This window comes from Dethiosulfovibrio faecalis (genome assembly GCF_021568795.1).
GTDB classification, from domain to species: domain Bacteria; phylum Synergistota; class Synergistia; order Synergistales; family Dethiosulfovibrionaceae; genus Dethiosulfovibrio; species Dethiosulfovibrio faecalis.
In genome coordinates, this window is record NZ_JAKGUE010000013.1 from 35,674 (window position 1) to 56,936 (window position 21,263).

At 56.1% G+C, this 21,263-nt stretch carries 22 protein-coding genes and 1 riboswitch; of the genes, 13 read left to right on the plus strand and 9 right to left on the minus strand.

Annotated elements, in window-relative coordinates:
• The first annotated feature begins 2 nt into the window (after positions 1–2).
• The 6 genes from thiM (at position 3) to L2W58_RS09540 (ending at position 6,977) form a co-directional block, all read left to right on the plus strand.
• Positions 3–815: a hydroxyethylthiazole kinase gene (thiM, locus tag L2W58_RS09515; protein WP_236103105.1), complete on the plus strand. Its 813-nt coding sequence runs from the start codon at positions 3–5 to the stop codon at positions 813–815.
• Between the two features lie 2 nt (positions 816–817).
• Entirely contained in the window at positions 818–1,444 is a 627-nt protein-coding gene (gene thiE, locus L2W58_RS09520; protein WP_236103106.1) for a thiamine phosphate synthase, read from the plus strand.
• Between the two features lie 44 nt (positions 1,445–1,488).
• Positions 1,489–3,075, plus strand: a complete 1,587-nt coding sequence (locus tag L2W58_RS09525; protein ID WP_236103107.1) for a sensor domain-containing diguanylate cyclase — start codon at positions 1,489–1,491, stop codon at positions 3,073–3,075.
• Positions 3,066–3,575 (plus strand): O-acetyl-ADP-ribose deacetylase, encoded by a 510-nt coding sequence (locus tag L2W58_RS09530; protein ID WP_236103108.1) that lies wholly within the window; start codon positions 3,066–3,068, stop codon positions 3,573–3,575. Before L2W58_RS09525 ends, L2W58_RS09530 begins: the two co-directional genes overlap by 10 nt.
• 36 nt (positions 3,576–3,611) lie before the next feature.
• Positions 3,612–4,385 (plus strand): PhzF family phenazine biosynthesis protein, encoded by a 774-nt coding sequence (locus tag L2W58_RS09535; RefSeq protein WP_236103109.1) that lies wholly within the window; start codon positions 3,612–3,614, stop codon positions 4,383–4,385.
• 399 nt (positions 4,386–4,784) lie between these two features.
• Positions 4,785–6,977: an esterase-like activity of phytase family protein gene (locus L2W58_RS09540; RefSeq protein WP_236103146.1), complete on the plus strand. Its 2,193-nt coding sequence runs from the start codon at positions 4,785–4,787 to the stop codon at positions 6,975–6,977.
• Between the two features lie 72 nt (positions 6,978–7,049).
• On the opposite strand, the gene L2W58_RS09545 is transcribed toward L2W58_RS09540, so the two are convergent.
• From L2W58_RS09545 to thiT, 9 genes are all read right to left on the minus strand, one after another.
• A complete protein-coding gene (locus L2W58_RS09545) occupies positions 7,050–8,024 on the minus strand; it encodes a 2-hydroxyacid dehydrogenase (protein WP_236103110.1) in 975 nt (324 codons plus the stop codon).
• The gene (locus tag L2W58_RS09550) at positions 8,021–9,154 is read right to left on the minus strand and encodes a threonine synthase (protein WP_236103111.1); all 1,134 of its coding nucleotides are present in this window, start codon (positions 9,152–9,154) and stop codon (positions 8,021–8,023) included. The genes L2W58_RS09545 and L2W58_RS09550 overlap by 4 nt, the downstream gene beginning before the upstream one ends.
• Positions 9,154–9,546 carry a RidA family protein gene (locus tag L2W58_RS09555; protein ID WP_236103112.1) on the minus strand — a complete coding sequence of 131 codons (393 nt, stop codon included), beginning with the start codon at positions 9,544–9,546 and terminating at the stop codon, positions 9,154–9,156. The genes L2W58_RS09550 and L2W58_RS09555 overlap by 1 nt, the downstream gene beginning before the upstream one ends.
• Positions 9,543–9,965 carry a signal peptidase II gene (locus L2W58_RS09560; protein ID WP_236103113.1) on the minus strand — a complete coding sequence of 141 codons (423 nt, stop codon included), beginning with the start codon at positions 9,963–9,965 and terminating at the stop codon, positions 9,543–9,545. The genes L2W58_RS09555 and L2W58_RS09560 overlap by 4 nt, the downstream gene beginning before the upstream one ends.
• Positions 9,966–10,027: 62 nt before the next feature.
• The gene (gene thiW, locus L2W58_RS09565; protein WP_236103114.1) at positions 10,028–10,534 is read right to left on the minus strand and encodes an energy coupling factor transporter S component ThiW; all 507 of its coding nucleotides are present in this window, start codon (positions 10,532–10,534) and stop codon (positions 10,028–10,030) included.
• A gap of 19 nt (positions 10,535–10,553) precedes the next feature.
• Positions 10,554–11,489: an ABC transporter substrate-binding protein gene (locus tag L2W58_RS09570; protein WP_236103115.1), complete on the minus strand. Its 936-nt coding sequence runs from the start codon at positions 11,487–11,489 to the stop codon at positions 10,554–10,556.
• A 26-nt stretch (positions 11,490–11,515) separates the two neighbouring features.
• A complete protein-coding gene (locus L2W58_RS09575; protein ID WP_236103116.1) occupies positions 11,516–12,265 on the minus strand; it encodes an ABC transporter permease in 750 nt (249 codons plus the stop codon).
• A complete protein-coding gene (locus tag L2W58_RS09580; protein ID WP_236103117.1) occupies positions 12,262–12,993 on the minus strand; it encodes an ABC transporter ATP-binding protein in 732 nt (243 codons plus the stop codon). The genes L2W58_RS09575 and L2W58_RS09580 overlap by 4 nt, the downstream gene beginning before the upstream one ends.
• On the minus strand, positions 12,990–13,496 hold the full coding sequence (thiT, locus tag L2W58_RS09585; protein WP_236103118.1) for an energy-coupled thiamine transporter ThiT: 507 nt from the start codon (positions 13,494–13,496) through the stop codon (positions 12,990–12,992). The genes L2W58_RS09580 and thiT overlap by 4 nt, the downstream gene beginning before the upstream one ends.
• 64 nt (positions 13,497–13,560) lie before the next feature.
• Positions 13,561–13,667, minus strand: a riboswitch (TPP riboswitch).
• A gap of 364 nt (positions 13,668–14,031) precedes the next feature.
• On the opposite strand from thiT, the gene L2W58_RS09590 reads away from it, so the two are divergent.
• The 7 genes from L2W58_RS09590 (at position 14,032) to L2W58_RS09620 (ending at position 21,061) form a co-directional block, all read left to right on the plus strand.
• Positions 14,032–15,219 carry an HDOD domain-containing protein gene (locus tag L2W58_RS09590; RefSeq protein ID WP_236103119.1) on the plus strand — a complete coding sequence of 396 codons (1,188 nt, stop codon included), beginning with the start codon at positions 14,032–14,034 and terminating at the stop codon, positions 15,217–15,219.
• Positions 15,216–16,472 carry an HD-GYP domain-containing protein gene (locus tag L2W58_RS09595; RefSeq protein ID WP_236103120.1) on the plus strand — a complete coding sequence of 419 codons (1,257 nt, stop codon included), beginning with the start codon at positions 15,216–15,218 and terminating at the stop codon, positions 16,470–16,472. The genes L2W58_RS09590 and L2W58_RS09595 overlap by 4 nt, the downstream gene beginning before the upstream one ends.
• Positions 16,473–16,623: 151 nt before the next feature.
• Positions 16,624–17,490, plus strand: a complete 867-nt coding sequence (locus tag L2W58_RS09600) for a branched-chain amino acid ABC transporter permease (RefSeq protein WP_236103121.1) — start codon at positions 16,624–16,626, stop codon at positions 17,488–17,490.
• A gap of 13 nt (positions 17,491–17,503) precedes the next feature.
• Positions 17,504–18,385 carry a branched-chain amino acid ABC transporter permease gene (locus L2W58_RS09605; RefSeq protein ID WP_236103122.1) on the plus strand — a complete coding sequence of 294 codons (882 nt, stop codon included), beginning with the start codon at positions 17,504–17,506 and terminating at the stop codon, positions 18,383–18,385.
• The gene (locus tag L2W58_RS09610) at positions 18,382–19,155 is read left to right on the plus strand and encodes an ABC transporter ATP-binding protein (protein ID WP_236103123.1); all 774 of its coding nucleotides are present in this window, start codon (positions 18,382–18,384) and stop codon (positions 19,153–19,155) included. The genes L2W58_RS09605 and L2W58_RS09610 overlap by 4 nt, the downstream gene beginning before the upstream one ends.
• On the plus strand, positions 19,139–19,849 hold the full coding sequence (locus L2W58_RS09615) for an ABC transporter ATP-binding protein (protein WP_236103124.1): 711 nt from the start codon (positions 19,139–19,141) through the stop codon (positions 19,847–19,849). The genes L2W58_RS09610 and L2W58_RS09615 overlap by 17 nt, the downstream gene beginning before the upstream one ends.
• A gap of 63 nt (positions 19,850–19,912) precedes the next feature.
• Positions 19,913–21,061 carry an ABC transporter substrate-binding protein gene (locus L2W58_RS09620; protein ID WP_236103125.1) on the plus strand — a complete coding sequence of 383 codons (1,149 nt, stop codon included), beginning with the start codon at positions 19,913–19,915 and terminating at the stop codon, positions 21,059–21,061.
• The last annotated feature ends 202 nt before the right edge of the window (positions 21,062–21,263 follow it).

Here is a 21,263-nt window from a genome sequence, read left to right on the forward strand (position 1 = left end):
GTATGAACGTACCGGAAAGACTAAATCAGTGTTGGAGCAAGGTAGCTCAGAAAAAGCCTCTGGTCTATCACGTTACGAACTTCGTAGCCGCTCCCTACCAGGCCGATCTGTGTCTGGCCATAGGGGCGTCTCCCATAATGGCCCCCTCCGAGGAGGAGGCCAGCGAGATGGTACAGGCCGCCGACGTGGTCTTGGTGAACATAGGAACCCCCACTGCCCAGTCGATGGAGACGATCCGAACAGCCATGAAAACCGCCGCCGACACAGGAACTCCGGTCGTCCTCGATCCGGTGGGGTACGGAGCCACCGCCAGAAGGATCGCTCTGGTGGACGAGATCCTTCAGCGTTACCCGGTGGCCATAGTCAAGGGGAACTCGGCGGAGATAGCTCTTATGGCCGGATGCCACGGCGGACTAAGAGGAGTTGACTCCACCGGAATGTGCCGTTCCGACAACGCCGTGTTCCGGCTGGCCAGAAAATACGGCACGGTCGTGGCAGCCACGGGAAAGGTGGACTACGTCAGCGACGGGAACAAGGTCCTGGAGGTTCACGGAGGCAGCGACATGATGCAAAGTATCACCGCGGGAGGCTGTGCGGTCGGTTCCCTTCTGGCGGCAATACTAGGAGCCAGCGGAGACGCCTTGGCTGCCGCCATAGCCGGACTGATCGCCATGGGGATCGCGTCCGAGAGGGCCATTGAGTCCGGTCCGGGAAGCTTCAAAACCTCCATAATAGATCAGCTATACGGAATGTCCAAGACCGGCCTCGGCGAGATAGAGGGACGGCTCAGGCTTCAGGACAGGATTGCCGGTTAGCGATGGATCCTAAAATCCTCACCCTTTACGTGATCCCCGACAGACGGCTGGGAGCCCCTCGTTCCATATTGGAACAGACCTCCGCCGCTCTCGAAGGGGGAGCCACAGCCATACAGCTCAGGGACAAGGAGCTGACCGCTCGTGAACTGACCGATCTGGCCTCCCGGATGACCGAGATGTGCCGAAAAAAAGGGGCCAAGCTCTTCGTGAACGACCGCCTGGACGTGGCCCTGGCGGCCGGGGCGGACGGATGCCACCTAGGTCAGTCCGATCTGCCTTTGGCCGCCGCCAGAAAGCTGGCCCCGAGGCCCTTCCTGCTAGGCCGATCCACCAGGACCGTCGAACAGGCCCGCATAGCCCTGGAGGAAGGGGCGGACTATCTGGGGGTCGGGGCGGTCTATCCGACGGGGACCAAGGACGACGCCTCTGTCATAGGGATAGAGGGACTGAGAGCCGTGGTGGAGTTTACCTCTTTGCCGGTGGTGGCAATAGGCGGCATAGGGCTATCTTCGGTGCGGGAGGTCATGGCTACCGGGGCCTCTGGAGTGGCGGTGGTCTCCGCCGTCGTGGAAACCCCCGACCCCACGGTATCGGCGGTGGAGTTTCTGAAACTGACGAAGAAGCCGTGACAGGATTGTTGCCTGGATGGGTTGCACGGAGGGGGTGAGTCGCGATGAACCTCGATTTCAGGACCGTCGTCTTAGGCGGGGTGATACTGTTTTGCGTCTGTACCCTACTGGTGGGCTCTCTATGGCGACAGACCAGAAGTAGATTCGACGGACTGGGGCATTCTTTTGTAGGATTCATGCTGATATCGACCGGACTGGGCCTTATGTTTCTAAGGGGCAGTATCTGTCCTTTTATATCGGTCGTGGTGGTCAACGGGCTCCTTGTATTGGGGATCATCGCCGGTCTGGTCGGGCTGGAAAGGTTCCTGGAAATCCGCCGCTCCCATCGGAGCGACCTAGTTATCTGGGCCCTGTTCGTGTCTCTCATAGCCTACTTTGCCTACGTCGATCCCAGTACCCCCAAGAGGATTATCTGCTTTTCCGTAGCCTTGGTCTATTTTTCCTGGCGGTACATAAAAACGTCCATCATAGAGGTCGACAGTTCCACGAGAAGAACGACCTTAGGGGTCGGAGTGGCCTTCACGGGGTTCCTGATACTGGGGCTTTTGAGGATAGGAGCTGCATTCTTTCTATATCGCGATCTCCATTCTCTGGAGCTCCCTTCGGGGACACTGGAGGTGTTCCTGGGCTACTCCCAGCATGCCCTGGTAGTGCTCTGGGCCTATGGACTCACACTCATGGTGAACAGCAGGCTGATGGCGGAGCTCGACAGGGAGAGGGTCAAGTTCTCGTCCATATTCAACGGGGCTCCTCACGCGATAGCCCTTACCAGACAGTCCGACGGCATGGTTATCGATTCCAACTGGGAGTTTTCCAGGCTTCTTGAACTGGAGGACCGGCAGATAGTTGGAAGAAGCACCGTGGATCTTGGTTTTTGGGGATCCTCCGAGGAAAGGTCTCGCATAATCGACGGCATAAAATCTAATGGATCGATCAAGGCCGTGGACGTCAGGCTGAAACGTTCCAACGGGGACGACATGATAGGATCTCTTTTCGTCGACCTGGTGCCGGTAAACGGAGAGGGAGTGCTGCTCTCCACGATAATGGACGTCACGGAGCAGAGAAAGATGGAGCTTCAGATAGCGAAAATGGCCAGAACCGACCCTTTGACGGGGCTGTTGAACCGAGCGGCTTTCTCCGACGAGGTCGACCGAGCCATGGAAGAGGCCTCGTCTAAGGGAGAAAAGCTGTCCCTCATGTTTTTGGACCTCGACGGTTTCAAACCGGTGAACGATGACTTCGGCCACGCCGTAGGCGACGTCGTGCTCCGCCAGGTGACGGAGCGAATGGCAGAAACCGTGGGGAGCGAAGGAACCTTAGGCAGGATCGGCGGCGACGAGTTCGTGGTACTCCTTCCCTTCGGAGAAAAACGAGCCGAGTCCGTGGGAGAGGAGATCAGACTCGCCCTGGAAAGGCCTTTCGATGTGGGCGGACGATCTATCGGAATATCCTGTAGCGTCGGCATAGCGGTCTATCCGGATCACGGAAAAGACGAAATAGAGCTGGCAAAAAACGCAGATCATGCCATGTACATGGTGAAAAAGGCGGGAGGCAACGGAGTCGAGGTGTTCGGACAGACGGCTTTTGACGGCGATTGGAGACGGAAGGGAGAGCGAGGTAGATGGTTTTAGATCGCATCGCTCTGGTGAGGGGCGACATAACCGAGATGGACGTTGATGCCGTCGTGAACGCCGCCAACACGTCGCTCCTGGGCGGAGGCGGAGTGGACGGGGCCATTCACAGGGCGGCCGGACCGGAGTTGCTAGAGGCCTGTCGACCTCTGAGAGGCTGCGCCACCGGAGACGCCAAGATAACCATGGGTTACGGACTCCCTGCCAGATATGTCATACACACCCCCGGCCCGGTGTGGCACGGAGGACAACAAGGCGAGGCCAAGCTTCTGGCCTCCTGCTACAGAAGGAGCCTGGAGCTTGCCAGAGACCACGACTGCAAGACCGTGGCCTTTCCCGCCATAAGCTGCGGCGTCTACGGCTACCCGGTGGAACAGGCCTGTGCTGTCGCATTGAAGGCCATAACCGACTTCCTTAAAGACGACGACAGCCTGGAGAAGGTGTATCTGGTGGCCTTCGGTGACGAGGTGGCGGAGGAATATCGGAGGCTGTTGGGGTAACGGGGCCTAGGTTTTTGATTCGAAGGGGGCGAGAAGATGAGACAGTACGTAGTAGGTGCCTTTACGGACAGGGTTTTCGGAGGAAACCCCGCCGCCGTGTGCGTTATGGAGCGGTGGTTGTCGGAGGAGCTCATGATGAACATCACCCGGGAAAACAACCTCTCCGAGACGGCCTTCGCCGTGCCGGAGGGGGATGGTTTTCGACTTCGTTGGTTCACTCCGGGAGGGGAGATAGACCTTTGTGGACACGCTACCCTGGCAACCGCCTACGTCGTATCCCGCTACGTCCGACCGGAATCTTCAACCATCGACTTCGAGACTTTAAGCGGCACCCTGACCGTTGAGAGAAAGGGCGACCTTTTCGAGATGGATTTTCCCGCCTACGATCTTAAACCCGTGGCTGTCACGGACCGGATGGCCGACGCCATAGGAGTTATGCCTAAAGAGGCCTATATGGGAAGAGACCTGCTATGCGTTTTGGACTCCGAAGCTGCGGTCAGGAACCTCGTTCCGGACATGACTAAGCTTCTGAACCTGGAGGGCCTGCTTCTGCACGTAACGGCCGTGGGATCGGATTACGACTGCGTGTCCCGTTCCTTCGCCCCGAAGCTGAACGTGCCGGAAGATCCTGTCTGCGGTTCGGGACACTGTCACATACTGCCCTATTGGGCGAAGGTAACCGGCAAGCCGGAGCTGGTGGCCTACCAGGCGTCCAGACGGGGCGGCGTCCTGTACGGAAGGATTTCAGGTTTTCGGGTAAAACTGGCTGGCAAAGCCGTCCTATACTCCGAGGCGGTTATACAGGTGTAGGAAAAGGAGGCTCCTCGTTTGTCTTGAGGGGCCTCCTTTTATGGGGGGAAGGTGGTCTCAGGGTTTCAGCAGGTGTGGCACGGATAACAGGATAAACTCGTTGTCGTCTGCGATGTTTGGCTCTCGACTCGAGGAAAAGGGGTAGTTGTTGTCGTTTCCCACTATGATGTGCTCTTTATCGACTATCCAAAGATAGCCTCCGTTGCTTTCAGGGCCAATATAGCTTTTTCGTGTTTCACCGAGATAACGGAGGGGTTGCGGATAGGTCAAGGTTTCGTTGCCGTTATTCGAGGTCCCGTCGCGATACATATCCCTTACCTTTTCGAAACGGTTCCGTTGCGAAACGGTGGTAGCCTTTCAACTACCATATTCGCATACAGGAAGGTGAGTGTCGTGCAGATGAAGCTTAAATCCTTGGGGATCGCCGCGTCCCTGTCGGTCTTTACCCTTTTGAGCCCTCCGTCGTCGGAGGCTGAGGTAAGATCCTTTGCGCTTGAGAATCATTATGCCGTGCCGGGAGGACAGGTCGCGGAGATAGTGACAGCCACCCCGGACGGGATGAGCCTCTTCTACACCAACGCATCCGGCGAGAAGGTGGGCATACTGGATATATCCGACCCCGCCAGCCCGAGGGGTGCGGGGTCTATAGAGGTTTCGGGAGAGCCGACCTCGGCAGCTGTCAGCGTCGACGGGCGTTACCTGGCCGTGGCGGTTCGAAACGGCGATAACCTGAATACAGCGGCGCCGGGCACTCTGGGTATATACGATATATCCCTTCCCGATAAGCCCCGCCATTTGGGCGATGTAACAATTGGTGTCGGCCCGGATTCGGTGGCCTGTTCCGAGATAGAGGGAAAGATGGTCGTGGTCGTTGCCATAGAGGACGAGGAGAGCGACGAGGAGGGAGAGGCCACCCTCGGAGGGAAGCGTCCCGGAAGGGTCGACGTGGTGATCGTGAACCCCTCCGACGTTCCATCCTCCAATATTGCCTCGGTGGAGCTTGGGCGGGAACTGCTCGGATCGGTGGAGGGGATTAACTACCCGGCGGATCCTCAGCCGGAGTTCGTGGCGATCTCGTCGTCGGGCACTGAGGCTGCCGTGTCGATCCAGGAAAGCAACGGTGTCGCCGTGATAGATATATCCGATCCGGCGAAGCCATCGGTAAAAAAGGTGTTCTGTTCCGGAACGGTGGAGAGAAAGGCGGACCTGAAGAAGGACGGTCGGATAAGCTTTTCCGATAACTTCAAGGGACGCAGGGAGCCGGATGGCTTGACCTATTTATCCATAGGGGGAAAGAGCTACATAGCCTTGGCCAACGAGGGAGATACCGGCCTTGAGACCTTCGGCGACGGGGTCTACCCCGGCGGTCGGGGAATAAGCCTCCACGACACGGACGGCAAGGTTCTGTGGGATTCTGGCGTTGAGCTCGACATAGCCGCATCGCTGGTCGGTCACTATCCCGATGGACGTTCAAGCAAGAAGGGAGCGGAGATCGAGGGGATCGCTTCGACGAGGATGTTCGGCGACGATCTGTTGATAGTGGCGTCGGAAAGGGGATCCTTTTTGGCCGTCTACAGGGTCAGGGATGTCTTTGCCCCGGAGCTGATAAAGATACTTCCTACAGGAAGCAGCCCCGAAGGGGTTATAGCTATCACGGGAAGACAGGACGGAAAACAGCTGATAGTCAGTGCCAACGAGGGCGATGGGACAGTCAACCTGTATTCGGTCAGCGATAAGGACGTCCCAGGCGATCCCTCCGACCTGACTCTGTCTTCCAGATCCGAGCCTTGGAGCGCCCTTTCCGGTTTCTCTTCCGACGGGAAACATATATATGCGGTTCCAGACAACGCCTGGAGTTCCTCTAGGATATGGAGGATAAGTATGTCGAGGACGATGGACGGCGTGGCAGATATAGACGGGATGATCCCCATAACCAAAGACGGGACCCCCGCTGCCTACGATCTGGAGGGCATCTGCTGGACGAAGGACGGTTTTTGGCTTGTCGGCGAGGGGAAGAATGCCTCGGAGAACCTGTTGATCTTCGTCGATCACGACGGGAAGGTCAGAGAGGAGCATCCCCTTCCTCAGGAGCTGATAGACGAATACGGAGATCCCGGCAAGTTCGGCTTCGAGGGAGTGGCTGCGTCCTCCGACGGATCTTTCCTGTACGTGGCGATGCAAAGAGGGTTCGACAGCGACGATAAACGGGCAGCGATACTCCGTTTTTCCCCATCCGATGGGAAATGGGAGGTCTCCTGGTATCCTCTGGACGATAACCCGGTGGACTCGAAGAAATACTGGATGGGGTTGTCCGATCAGTGTCTCGTAAAGAATGATAAACTGCTTGTCCTGGAGAGGGACAAGGGTAAGGGAGACAGCGCCAGGGTCAAACGGGTGTACTCCGTGGATCTGAAGGGCTTTTCCAACGGATCGGTTTTGGATAAAAAACTGGTAAAGGATATCGTGGAATCTCACGGGTTGTTGTTGGAAAAGGCCGAAAGCCTCTGTCTGTTCGATGGCGATATCTGGATGGCGATCGACAACGACGGAGCCGGATGGACCAGGATGTTGAATCTCGGTAGTGTAGACTAGATTCTACCGTTAAAAACGAGGTCTCTTCGATAAAAGTCGGAGAGACCTCGTTTTTTGTGTCTCGGTAGGCGGTTATGGACGTGGAGTGACCTTGTTGACCACGTTCAGTATCTCTCTGCCGTCCCTCTGTCGAGAGAGGTTTCCCTTTATTCCCGCAATAGCCCCTTTGTAGAATTCGTCGGTGACCCCTCCTGTGTGTGGGGAGAGGGACAGCCTGGGGTCCTCGAACAGCGGGTCGTTCGGGTCGGCCGGTTCTCCCCATATGACGTCCAGACCTGCCCCGGCTAGTTGGTTGTCGTCCAGCGCCTTGAGGAATGCCTCTCGATCCACCAGGTTGGGCCGGGCCACGTTTATCAGCCAGCTGTCGGGGTCCATCGCCTGAAGGATCTTTCCGTCTATTATGCCGTCGGTTTCGGGTTTGCTCGGCAGGGCCAGCACGACGAATCGACATCCTCTGACCGCTTCGTCCAGCCGGGAGAGGGGGAATACCTCCTTCAATCCCCACTGAGAGAATTGAGGACGTATGGTCCTGTTGGCTCCTACGACCTCCATTCCCAGGCCTGTCAGTCTTTCGACGATGGCGTGTCCTACGCCGCCCAGTCCCACGACGAGGACTCTCTTTTTCCAGAGGGCGGTGCTGAAGGGGGCGAAAATCCTTCTGGCCCTGAATGTCTCCTCGAATAGATGGGTCCTCTTCGCCAGTATCAGCATATGCATTATGGCCGTCTCCGCCACGCTTTCGGCGTTTCCCGACCTCCAGGACGGAACGTTGGCCACCTTTACGTCAAATTCGGAGCAGGCCTCCAGGTCCGCGCTGTCGTATCCCGCCCCTACGAACTGGACGAGCCTCAACTTGCCGGCTATTTCCAGATCTTCTCTTGATATACCCCTGCTGGAGGTCAAAAGGACCTCAGCATCCGGCAGGTTTTTCCTTATTTCCTCCTCGGACCGACAGAAAACGAAGTCGCATCCTTCCAGTTCGGGCTTTATCTCTTCGTCGATGAGCTCCTGTAGTTTTCCGTTGTTTTCGGTGAGAACTATCTTCATGGCTGCTCCTTGAGATGCAATATTTTATCGGTGGCCTTGAGTCCCGATCCGGACAGAAAGGCTACGGTAACGTCCTGGTCCGATAATGTCCCCTCGATGCGGAGTTTCTTCAGTGCCGGAACCACCACCGCACTGGTGGGTTCCACGTAGATTCCTCTTGAGGCCAGGGCGAAGATTCCATCAACTATGGGTTTCTCGTCCACAGCCACTATGGATCCCCCCGACCGTTTCACCGCCTCCAGGACCTCGGCGCCTCTGAGAGGGGTGGCCGAGCTGATGCCCTCCGCCACGGTCTCCGTCTTGGTTATGTTTTCCGGCACGTCCAGCCCAGATTCGTAGGCCTTCGCCAGAGGGGCGCAGTTGGCCGATTGAACGCCGTGAATTTTAGGAATGTTATTTATTAGACCCATCTCACGGAGTTCAGAGAATGCCCTGTAGGCTCCGAGAACGAGGCTTCCCTGGCCCAGGGGCAGGACCAGGTGGTCCGGGACGGTCCAGCCCAGCTGTTCCCATATCTCGTAGGCGAAGGTCTTGACGCCCTCTACGAACCATGGGCTCCAGTTGTGGCTGCCGTAGTAGGTTTCTCGTGCCGCCGCCATAGCGGCATCGGTGGTGTCCTCTCTGGTTCCGGGAACCCTGATCAGCTCGGCGCCGTAGGCCTCTATCTGAACGCATTTTCCCGCCGAGGTGTAGTCCGGTACGTAGACCGAGCAGTTCAGTCCCCCTGCGGCGCAGTATGCGGCCATGGCCGCTCCTGCGTTTCCCGACGAGTCCTCTATGAGGGAGGTTATTCCCAGCTCCCTGAGTCGGCTGACCAACACCGATATTCCCCTGTCCTTGTAGGAACCTGTGGGGCAGAGGAAGTCCATCTTGACCAGATGCTTCATCCCGTCCAGTTTCACCGGGATCAAGGGGGTGAGTCCCTCTCCCATAGTCACGGCCTTTTCTGGCGATCTCACCGGTATGGTTCTGCCGTATCTCCACATGGAGAGGGGGCCTCTCTTTATCTCCTCCGGCGATATGGATAAAAGTTTTTCCGTTATGTGGTCAAGATGGCCTCCGCAGCCGGGGCATCTCCAGATCGATTCGTCGTCTCCGTAAGAGGCCCCGCACTTTAGGCATTTGAGCATCAGCTGTCTCCGACCTCGGCTATCACGTCTATCTCCACGTCCAGACCGTTGTGGATGTCTATTCCGCTTGCTACGGTTCTGGCCGGAGGAACCGGACTGGTGAAGAACTCGGAGTATGCCTTGTTCACCTCGTCCCACAGTGTGACGTCCCTGATGAGGACCGTGGCTTTGGCGACCTTTTCCAGCGAGGATCCGTTTTCCTCCAGCAACGCCGCTATGTTTTTCAGTATCCTCCTGGTCTGTTCCGCAGGAGATGCCCCCTTGAGGGCTTTTCCCGTCGTAGGGTCCACCGGTAGCTGCCCCGCCGTGAAGATGAGATTTCCCACCCTCGTTGCCTGGGAGTAGCATCCCGCCGGTTTCGGTGCTTTTTCGCTTTCTATGCGACGGATCATGGTTTTCCCTCCTTCTGTGTTTCTTCCTGGGTCTTTGCTTTAAACGTTCCCCATAATATCGACAGAGCGCCTCCGATCAGGGCCAGGTCGGCGATGTTAAGGTAGAGCCCTCCGGGCCAGAACGGCACCGGTATGTAGTCCATGACCGCTCCGTAGAGCAAGCGGTCTATCATGTTGCCCATGGCCCCTCCCCACATAAGAATCAGTCCGTTTTTCGTGGGGGCCGGTTTTTTGTCCGCCATAGCCGTTACCGCCAGAAGAACGGCGAAGCCGACTGCGGAGCCCCACGTTGATCCGTTCTCCAGCGACGAGAAAGCGACCCCCTTGTTCCAGATGGCCGGAAGACCCATTCGGCGTACTGCGACGGAGCAGCCATAGGTCCCTATCGCAACGAAAGAAGCTAAAGATGCCGGTTTCAAGGAAGCCCTCCTGTCTTGTGGTTCCCGATATAAAAGAGGCGGCCTTTTGGCCGCCTCTCTTGCTATTCCACCTTTATGCCCGATTTTCTCAGGCCCAATATGACGGCATATCCTATGATACACCCCGGGATGGCGCTTGTCAGGAACGCTCCTTGTAGAGCCCACAGTCCGACCGATTTCCCCATGGCGGGAGCTATCAGCAGTGCCGATAGGGTCGCTCCTATCGGGCCGGTACCGAGGGGTTCGGCCAGTGCGCACCAGTCTTTGCGGATGAACCGGTAGGCCAGTCCCACCGCCAGAGCTCCGGGTATGCTGCCAGGGAAGGCGAAGAGGGTTCCCGTTCCCATGGCAACTCTCAGTATGCTGGTCACCAGGGCCGCCCCCGCAGCCCACCAGGGTCCCAGCAGAACTCCGGCTATGGCGTTTACCGCGTGCTGAAAGGGAAAACATTTGGTCGGGCCGAAGGGGACCGAGACTCCCGACAGCAGCAGGGCCGTTGCCGTGAGCAATCCCGCGACGGTTAGCCGTCGGAGGGCGATTGAACTGGTCGAGGCGTTTTCGTGGGTCATTTTTAGGTTCTCCTCTTCTTTATCTGACCAACAGCGGCGAAATGTCTACCGCTTTTTCTATGAGCCCCGCCTCCAAAGCGAAATCGGCGAAGGCTTTCCACCGTGACCGGTCGTTTTCCTGGTTTTTAGCGAAGTAGGGCAGGGTCGCCTCGAAAGCGTCGGTCTCCATCCCTCTGTCGGCGTCGGGCAGGGCCTTGAAGTAGAGATTCAGCGCCTCTTTCGGGTTTGCCCTGGCGAAGTCTATGCCTTTTTGAACTGCGTCGGAGAAAGCAGTGATCGCTCCTTCGCGTTTTTCAACGGTCTCTGGGGATGCCAGGAAGATCAGTTCGTCGTAGTCCGGTATTCCGTGTCTTTCCAGCTCGAAGTACTCGGCCTCGATTCCCTGGTGTTTCATCTCCACCACCTCGTAGGTCTTGAAGGGGCCCATGACGGCGTTGACCTTTCCGGATACCAGTGCCGGTATTATGGTGAAGCCGATGTTGATCGCCTCGTAGCTTTCTATGCCGTTTTTCTCCGCAAAGGCGGCCATGAGGAGGTCCATCATTCCCGGGACGGTGTAGCCAACCTTCTTGCCCTCTAGGTCTTCCGGAGATGATATACCCTTGTCCTTCATGTAGAGCAGGGTAGTGAGAGGGTGTCCTACCAGTCTTCCTACCACCCTGGGATTCAGACCTTCCGCTGCTGCCATGACGGTCTGAGGCTGGTATCCCACAGCCAGGTCGACCGTCTGGGCCATCGCCAGCTTCAGGGAGTCGGAGGTGTCGGAGGGGCTCATTATCTTCACGTCCAACCCGGCTTCTTCGAAGTATCCCTTCTCCTGCGCCACGTATATAGGCAGGTGGTCCACGTTGGGGAACCAGTCGAGCATCAAAGTCAGTTTCTCCGCCGCATCGGCATGAAGCACCGCCACCATGACAGTTAAACAGGCGATCGTACATATCAGGGTCTTTTTCATGTCTCATTTCTCCTTTTTATTTAAGTTCAGATTTTTTCGTCTCCGTCGCTCCACGGAGCGTATCTATCGGCCAGTTTCCCCACTAGCCACCAGAGAGCCAGTCCCATCGCCGAGAGCCAGAGTATCGCCGCGAATACCACGTCGGTCTTGAGCCTGGCGTTGGACTGTATCATCAGATAGCCCAGACCGCTCTGGGCTCCCACCCATTCGCCTATTACGGCTCCTATCGTGGCGACCGATACGGCTACCTTGAGGCCTGCGAAGAAGTAGGGCAGAGCCCAGGGCCAGTAGAGCTTTACCATGGTATCCCGGAAGGGGTATCCCATGAGTCTGAACATCTGACGATATCTTCTGTCGCAGCTCTTGAATCCCTCCAATAGGTTCACCGTGACGGGAAAGAATATTATTACCGTGGCCATAACCACCTTGCTGGTTATGCCGTAGCCGAACCAGACCACCAGTACCGGGGCCAGAGCGAAGACAGGTATGGCTTGAGAGGCGACCAGAAAAGGGGAAAGGGCCCTCTCAAGGTAGGGCTTGGCGAACATTGCGGTGGAGAGAGGCACCGCCAATGCCAGTGCCAGAGCCAGCCCCAGGAAGATCTCCAGTGCCGTGACCGCTCCGTGTCGGGCCAATATCGGTGCCTGGATTAGCGCCGTCATCACGACCGAGCTGGGGCGGGGGAGTATGTAGCTAGGTACTTTGGAGATCACGCAGCCTATCTCCCACAGTAGGACCAGGATCGCCCCGGCCAGGAGGGAGCTCCATCGGTTCATGACGCCCCCCCCTGTAGAACGTCCATGATGGTCCCTCGAAGCTCCACAAGGTAGGGATCGTCTCTGTGTCTGGGCTTATCCCCTTGGAGGCGATAGTTGCCGGTGATCTTCATCGGCGTTTGAGACAGTGTGACCAGCCTGTCCGAGGTGACCAAAGCCTCCTCTACGTCGTGGGTTATCATGACAATTGTTTTCCCGAACTCTTTCTGCAGGGTTACCAGCATTCCCTGAAGTCCCTGTCTGGTAAGGGCGTCCAGTGCGGATAAAGGTTCGTCTAAAAGTATCAGCTCTCTGTCGAAGAGTATGGTCCTGGCCAAGGCGCATCTTTGTCTCATCCCCCCCGAGACTTTCCCCGGAAGGTAGTTTTCGAAACCTCGAAGTCCGAGCCTTACCAACAGAGAGTCTCCTCTTTTTTCGTCTTTTTTCGTGGGATGCCGGATCGGGAGCATGGCGTTTTCCCTCAGGGTCAACCAGGGGAGCAGGAGGTCCGATTGGGACATCCAGGCCGTCAGAGAAGACAGGTCTTCGACCGGAGCTCCCTTCCACGAAATTACTCCTTCGTCGGGTGACACCGATCCGGTCAGTAGGTCGAAAAGGGTGCTTTTGCCGCAGCCGGATGGTCCTATCATGGAAACGAACTCTCCAGGCTCTACCTCGAGGTCCAGTTCGGAAAGCACCAACAGGCCTTCGAAGCTTTTTCTCAGTTTCGAGACGGAGAGCAGAGTCATCGTCCGGCGGGAGATGGGAGCCTCTTCCAGAGGATCTCTATGAGCAGTATGGATATCAGGAGGTTAGGAACCATGTAGCTGCCGTTGTAGACCAGTGAATATAGGAGAGGGTTCTGTCCTTCCGGCGCGTAGCTGGCGAAGAAGACCACCCCGGAGGCCACGTGGCAGGACAGTCTGGCCAAGGTTCCGGCGGTTATGCCGATCCAGTGTCGTCTGGGAGTCGCTCCGGCCAGAGCCAGGGCACCGAAGGCTATCGGGTAGTCCAGCAGAGCCTGTATTGGGTGGGCTACGTAGCCTCCCAGTATGAGCTGGAGAAGTCCGGCCACAGCTCCGGCTCCGAAACCGGCCTTGAGGCCGTATCGTAGGGCGAAGATCAGCAGCGGGACGTTCTCGAGGGTTATGGAGCCTCCTTGAGGCATTCGGAAGAGCTTCACGTAGGATAAAGCCAGGGCTAAAGATGCCGCTAGGGCTCCTTCTACGAGTATTCGGGTGTTGCCTTTCATGGGTGAGTCCTCCTCTATATGATGTTGCCGGAGGAGGGAAGATCCGCCTTTTGAGAGGGGGTGTGATAGAAAGGAGCAACTTCCCTGCGCCGGCATGATCCGGATCAGGTTCCAGGGGTCGAGGCTTAACGCCTCCTCTCAGCCGGGACACCGACTCCCCCAGTTCCAACACAACTTGTACACCAGTAAGGTCCGTATGTCAACTCGATATCGTTGTCGGTAGGTTTTTGTGCTTGCAGGTTCATGCAACCGGTTGTATAATGTACTTGAGTCCAAAAGATTACTGGAGGTGCCCTCTATGTGGGAAAAAGACAGCTGCGGAAATTGGTATATGGACGGTTCAAAGGTCTTTTCGGCTTATCGGTCCGAAGTTTCTTTTGTGTGGGATAAGGACGAGTCGGGACGGTGGGTCAGAGTGTGCCCGTCCCAGGAGGTCCCGGTCACGTTGTAGCTAGGGCTCGTAGCGCTAGAGAAGATAACGTCTATGTGGTAAACTTTTCCATGGGGATTAGGATTCTCACATGGAGGGGTGTCAATGGCGATTATCGGTATAGATGCCCTTGAAGGGCGTGTCCTTAGAAGAGATCTCTTTGCCCCTAACGGTCGTTTTATCCTCGCCGAGGGGACGACGGTGAGCGATAGATGTCTGGATATACTCCGATCCTGGGGTGTCGTAGAGGCAGATGTTCGCGACGACCATATCCTTCCGGGGGAGATCCTCTCCGTTAGAGCGGTGGAGTCCGACGGTATTGAGAGCCCCTTTCGTTATCTGTCCCCCGGGGTTTTGAGAGACTGGTTCATCGACTTGGCCGGTGAGCGAAATGTAATGCTCAGTCTGAACGCCTCTCTTCCTATCGACCTGGAAGGAGAGTCGGATGTTTTATCCCTGGAGTCCCTTGTATCTCAGGAGCCCGGTCTGGTCTCCTATTCTCCTGTCCTGGGACAGATAATAGACGTCATAGAATCTCCCCGGAGTTCCGCTTCTCACGTGGCCTACGTGGTGGAGCAGGATTCCGCCCTTTCCGCAAAGTTGCTTCGTCTCGTAAACAGCCCTCTCTACGGATTTCCGAGAACCATAAATTCAATAGAACAGGCGGTCGCCATAGTCGGCAGCGGAGATCTCATGTCTTTGGCCATACAGGTGGCATCCATCACCCATTTCAGAAGTATAGACGATCCTATCTTGGACATGGCGCATTTTTGGGAACACTCGATCTGCTGTGCCATCTTCGCCAGGTTGTTCGCCGGTCGCCGCTTCAGAGGAGACGATTCCCGCTATTTCATCGGGGGTATGTTGATGAACCTGGGGCGAATGGTGATGATGGAACGGATGCCCAGGGAGTTTTGCAGGGTCCTGTCCTCCGCTTATGGTGGCAAGACGACCATAGAGGCAGAGAGGGATATTTTCGGTTACAGCTCCCCTCACGTGACCTCCGTTCTCCTGTCCAGGTGGTGCCTGCCTCCTGAGCTGGCATGGTCCGTGACAGAGTCGAGGCTTTTCCCCGACTGCAGGGAGTTGGAAAGTTCGGTCTTTCGTCTTGCCGAGGCCATGGCCTGTGCTTTCGGTTCCGGTTTCGCCGGTGATTACTTCGTGCCCGTCCTCGACGACGGAGTGGTGGACTCTCTTGGTCTGTCCTACAACGAGCTTGTCTTTGTACTGAAGCAGTTCGACAGGCAGAGGTCCGAGATAGTGGACGTTTTTCTAGGGGGAATCGGAGGATGAGGTACAGAGGCGTTTCCGACGATCTTGAGTATCAGCTGGCCTCGTTGAAGGAACGTCATCGTTTTGTCGATAAGGTGTTGGATATAGTCTTGAGGCTCAACGATTTTTCGTTCCTGTCGGGTTCTACCGTTTCCAGAGAGGTCGTGCTGGGAGAGACCCTGCGGAGGTTGAAGCGACTTTTCGAGTGTTCCTCCGCCGGGTTTTATCTGGTGGACGACGAGGCCGCCTTTTCCCTGGCTCGGTTTGAGGGGGACGGAGAAAGACTGGAGGCGGAGAGGAAAATACTGTTAAAAGACGGCAGTTTCGCCTGGGCCCTTAACCGCAACAAGCCGGTTTTGCTGAAAGCCTCCGACGGAGAAAACACCGTTTTGCTTCACGCGATGTCGACTTCCACCAGGACCATGGGCATGTTTTTGGGAATTATGAATTCCGATAGAGGAACCCTTCTGGATTCCCATCTTTATTTCGTGACGGTCGTTCTGAATTCCGCCGCCAGTGTCCTACAGTATCTGGAGCTTTTTTCCATGGTCAGAGGCCTCAACGAAGATCTTGAATTAAAGGTCGACGAGCTGACCAGGTCGGAGAGAGAGCTTACCCTCTACAAGGAAGATCTGGAACGTCTGGTTCAGCTTCGAACCTCCGAACTGGCGGACGCCAACGCCAGACTGGGGGATACGGTTATCGGTGTCGTCGACGCCATGGGAAAGATAGTGGAATCCAGAGATCCCTACACGGCGGGACATCAGAGACGGGTTGCCTCCATTGCCGCCACTTTGGCCGAGATGGTAGGAATGTCGGAGGACGAGGTCGAGGGTGTCCGGATAGCCGGGCTGGTTCACGATATCGGTAAGATCGCCATTCCTGCGGAGATCCTTACTAAACCGGCCAAGTTGAACAAACTGGAGTTCAAGATGGTTCAGACCCATCCCGAGGCTGGGTTCGATATGCTTCGGTCCATAGTGTTTCCCTGGCCCGTGGCAGACATGGTGAGGCAGCATCACGAGAGGTTGGACGGGTCTGGGTATCCCAAGGGGTTGTCCGGAGACGAGATACTCATGGGGGCCCGGTGCCTTGCCGTCGCAGACGTCGTGGAGGCGATATCCTCCCATCGTCCTTACAGGCCCGGCCTAGGTATAGAGGAGGCCGTTCAGGAACTTAAGCTCAACAGAGGGTCCGGCTACGATCCGAAGGTCGTGGATGCCTGTCTGCAGCTTATGGAGGATTCCTCTTTTGTGGAGCGGTATCTTTCTTAGCGAATTTTTATGTCAATAAACGCCGGGGCGTCCCATTAATGGGACGCCCCGGCGTTTATTGAAGAAGAGTGGCTATGTCTCTATAATATGTTTTATTGGGGTTTTGCGGCTTGTCGAAATATTGGGGTTTGCGAGGTTGAGGAGGGGGATAATGTATCTTTTCGCGGAACAGTTCTTGAACGGCCTGGCTACGGGGGCGACCTACGCCCTGATTTCACTGGGCCTGGCTTTAGTCTACGGCGTTTTGGGGGTCCTTCACGTGGCTCACGCCGGGGTCTATATGGCCGGAGCCTACATCGGAATAGGGGTCTATTCCGTCACGGGCAACATATGGTTCGCTATGGTCGTCAGCATGATAGCATGCGGTTTCATAGGGGTCGCTATAGAGCGGCTGGTTTATTTTCCTCTTTTGAAATACCCGCCTTACGTTCCTCTCATCAGCAGTATCGCCATATTTACCGGTATGGAGGAACTCGTCCGTCTGGTAGCCGGTCCATCGGTGCAGACTTTCTCTTTGGAGCTTCCCTTCCCGAGTTTCGATCTGGGAGGTATTCACGTTTCGTCCAACCTTATGGGGATATACGTCATAACCGCGGTAGTATTCTTCCTTCTGTGGTTCATCACCACCAAGACCGAGACCGGTCTTGCCATGAGGGCCGCCTCTCAGGATATGCCTATAGCCGGTGCGATGGGCATAGACAGTCGTTTCATGGTCGATTTCAGTTTCTTCGTCAGTTCGGCCGTGGCCGCCCTGGCGGGGATCTTGGTGGGGATATTCTACAATACAGTCTCTCCCGGCATGGGAGCCATACCGGCATACAAGGCTTTGGCCCTCATAGTGGTGGGCGGCCTGGGGTCCGTCCCGGGAGCGGTGGTGGGCTCCCTCTCCCTTGGAGTGGCGGAGACCCTTCTCATAGGCTACGCCGGTATCCCCCTTCCAAGAGACGCCCTTGCCTTCATAGCCATGATAGTCGTTCTTATGTGGCGTCCTCAGGGCCTGTTGGGAAAACGGAGTTAGGGGAGGTGTCGTCATGAGCTATATAATTACCGTCGCCACTTTCATCTCCATTCAGGCCATAGTGGCCTACGGACTGAACATAATAGTAGGATACGCCGGACAGATATCTCTGGGACACGCCGCTTTTTTCGGAATAGGAGCCTACAGTGCCGGATTGCTGGCCACCAAGGCCGGTCTGTCTTTTTGGGCCGCTTTGCCTCTGGTGATAGCTATATGTGCTGTTATAGGTATAATCTGCGGTCTTCCCAGTCTTCGTCTAAAGGCGGACTTTTTGGCCATAACCACCATAGGCATAAACTTTATCGTCGAGTCACTGTTTCTCTACGTGCCCTTTTTCGGAGGAGCTCTCGGTCTGGGCGGCATTCCCAGAGTGGTCTTTCTGGGGAATAAACTCAAGGGAGGCGAGTTCCTGGCCCTTTGCCTGGTTTTCCTGGCTTTGGTTATGTTCCTGTCCTGGTGGTTTTCCAGAAGCTGGATGGGATTGGCCTGTATATCCCTGAGGGAGGAGGAGACCGCCGCATCCAGCATGGGAGTCTCTCCCGTTAAGTTCAAACTGGTGGCCTTCGTCTTGGGGTCGGTTATAGCCGGCATAGGAGGGGCTCTCTACGCCCATCAGATGAGGTTTATCGCTCCCTCCGATTTTGGGTTTCCCGTTTCCGTCATGCTTCTGTCTCTCATCGTCTTAGGAGGCATGGGGACTTTCTGGGGACCTCTGGTAGGGGCTATCATACTGGGATCCCTGCCTGAACTGGCCCGTCCTCTGATGGAGTACAGGATGTTGATTTACAGTCTTTTGCTTTTGGGGATGATCCGCTTTCAGCCCCAGGGATTGCTCGGTGAGGAGAGCGTGGTCTCCAGGATAATCGGCAGACATGTCGGAGGTGACAGATCATGAGCGATGTCCTTCTATCCGTATCCGATCTTTCCAAGCATTTCGGAGGTTTGAAGGCGGTGGATCGGGTCTCCTTCGAGCTTGAAAAAGGGGAGATCCTAGGACTTCTGGGGCCCAACGGAGCGGGAAAGACCACCTGTTTCAATATGATTTCCGGGGTGTACACTCCCACCGGAGGAAGTATCACCTTCGACGGAAAGCGTACCGACGGAAAAGCCCCCCACGATATGGCAGGTCTGGGAATAGGACGGACCTTTCAGATAGTGAAGCCCTTTTCCGGCCTTACCGTGTTGGAAAACGTCGTAGTGGCATTGGGTATTAGACGTTATCGCAGCCTATCCAAGACCTTGGGTTTCTGGGGTAGCAGGTCGGTGAGGAACAGGGCGATGGGGATCCTGGATAGGGTCAACCTGAGAGGTCATGCCGATAGAAAGGCCTCCGTTTTGCCTCTCGGAGACCATCGTAGACTGGAGATAGCCAGAGCTCTGGCCCTGGAGCCCCGATTGCTCCTCCTGGACGAGTCCTTTTCCGGACTTCGACACGAACAGATAGGGCGGATGGAGGATCTGGTTATGGATCTCGCCTCCGACGGCATCTCTATACTCTTGATAGAGCACAACATGAAGGTGGCCATGAAGCTGAGCCGACGGATCGTCATCCTCGATCATGGCAGAAAGCTGGCCGAGGGAGAGCCTCAGGAAGTGGTCAAAGATCCCAAGGTCATAGAGGCCTATCTGGGAAAGGGGGGATCCGGCGATGTTGCTTCGAATTGAGGATCTTCACATATCCTACGGTCAGGTCCGGGCGGTTCACGGAGTATCCTTCCACGTGGAGGAGGGGGAGCTGGTCTCCATAATAGGGGCCAACGGTGCCGGCAAGACGTCCATCCTGAACGCGGTGATGGGTATTGTGCCTAGTTCGTCCGGTGCGGTGTTCCTGGAGGATCGGGATCTTTCGTCCATGCCCTCCCACATGAGGGCCAGAGAGGGCATAAGGATCGTTCCTGAGAGGGCGAGGGTTTTCCCTTGGCTTTCGGTCTACGAAAATCTTCAGACCGGCATATACGGCATGAGGGATAAGATAGACCTAGAGGAAAAACTGAGTTGGATATACAGCTTTTTCCCCGTACTGGAGGAACGGAGGGATCAGGCCGCAGTAACCCTGTCCGGAGGGGAGCAGCAGCAGCTTTCTATCGCCAGGGCGTTGGTCTCGGAGCCTCGCATATTGCTCGTAGACGAGGTGTCCATGGGGTTGATGCCTATATTGGTGGACAAGGTTTTCGAGATTTTACAACATCTCAACCACGAATACGGCCTCACCATCCTGATAGTTGAACAGAACGCCCTGGCCTCTTTGGAGATATCCCACAGAGGCTACGTGCTGGAGGCGGGGAACCTGGTTATGGAGGGATCCGCCGGGGATCTGATGGAGGATCCCGGGGTTCGAGAGGCCTATCTGGGCCTCTGATACCTATAAAGCGTCAGGCTGCTCCTGGGAGCGGTCATACCTACCTTGGAGGTGGTGCGTACCATGAATAAGCTGTTGAAATTGGGGTTGTCGATCGTCTTCGTCCTTTCTCTGTTAGTGGGATCCGTCTTTGCGGAGGACACCATAAAGATCGGTCTTCTCGCTCCTCTGACCGGAAACGGTGCCGATGACGGGATAAACGTCAAGAACTCCGTCGTCATGGCTGTGGAGGAACTGAACGCCTCCGGTGGACTTCTCGGCAAGAAGGTCGAGCTGGTCTACTACGACGATCGCAACGAACCCAAAGAAGCTGTGGGATTGGCCTACAAACTGCTCGAGAGAGACGAGGTCGTCGGAGTTGTCGGAGGTTCCTATAGTTTTCCGACCAGAGCGGTGGCTCCCATTTTTCAGGAGGAGGAGATCCCCTTCGTCGCCGCCTATGCCCTTCATCCCGACGTTACCGCCGCCGGCGACTACTGTTTCCGGATCGGTTTCCTAGGAGAGCTCGAGGGTCGTGGATGCGCCTATCTGGCGGTAGAGAAGCTGGGGGCCAAGACGGTTTCTTTGATCCATGCCGACAACGATTTCGGCAGGACCCTTTCCACCGGCACCATGGAGTATCTCGAGAAATACGCTCCTGACGTGAAGGTGCTCTCCGACCAAGCATATCCTTTCGGTGAGAAGGACTACAAGGCCTATCTCTCCAAGATCAAGGAGGAGAACCCCGACGTAGTCATAGCCAGCGGATACTTCTTTCAGGCCGGCCCCATGCTCAAACAGGCCAGGGAGATGGGCATCACCGCCCAGTTCGTTGGAGAGGAGGGCGCAGATTCGCCGGAGACTCCCAAGATCGCCGGAGACGCCTCCGAGGGCTTCATAATAGCTACCAATCTGAACAGAGACGATCCTCGTCCCTTCGTTCAGAAGTACCTCAAGGAGTACAAGGAGCGTTTCGAGGTGGATACCTGCATGGTCGGGGCCTCTGCCTACGATGCCTTCATGGTCCTGGTCGACGGTATAAAGACCGCCGGGACCACCGATGGAGACAAGGTCAAGGACGCCATAGCCAAGTCCGAGGTCGAGGGGCTTACGGGAAAGGTCAAGTTCACCGAGACCGGCGAGGTCATCAAGGCGCCTGTCGCCCAGATAATCAAGGACGGTCAGTTCCGTTTCTACTGCGAGATGGACGACCCCAGGGTGATCGGCCAGTAACTAGAAAATAGCTTTGTAAGAAAGGAGAAGGCCCCGTCTATTTTCGACGGGGCCTTCTCCTTTCTTGTGTCTTAAGTTAATTCTGTTTTTCAAATGAGACGTGCTAAATGTTTTTCTTGATATGTTAATGGCTTAGGTGTAGTATCGGAAAGAACATGAGAATTTTGAGAGAAAAGATGGATTACGACTTTTTATAATAAGA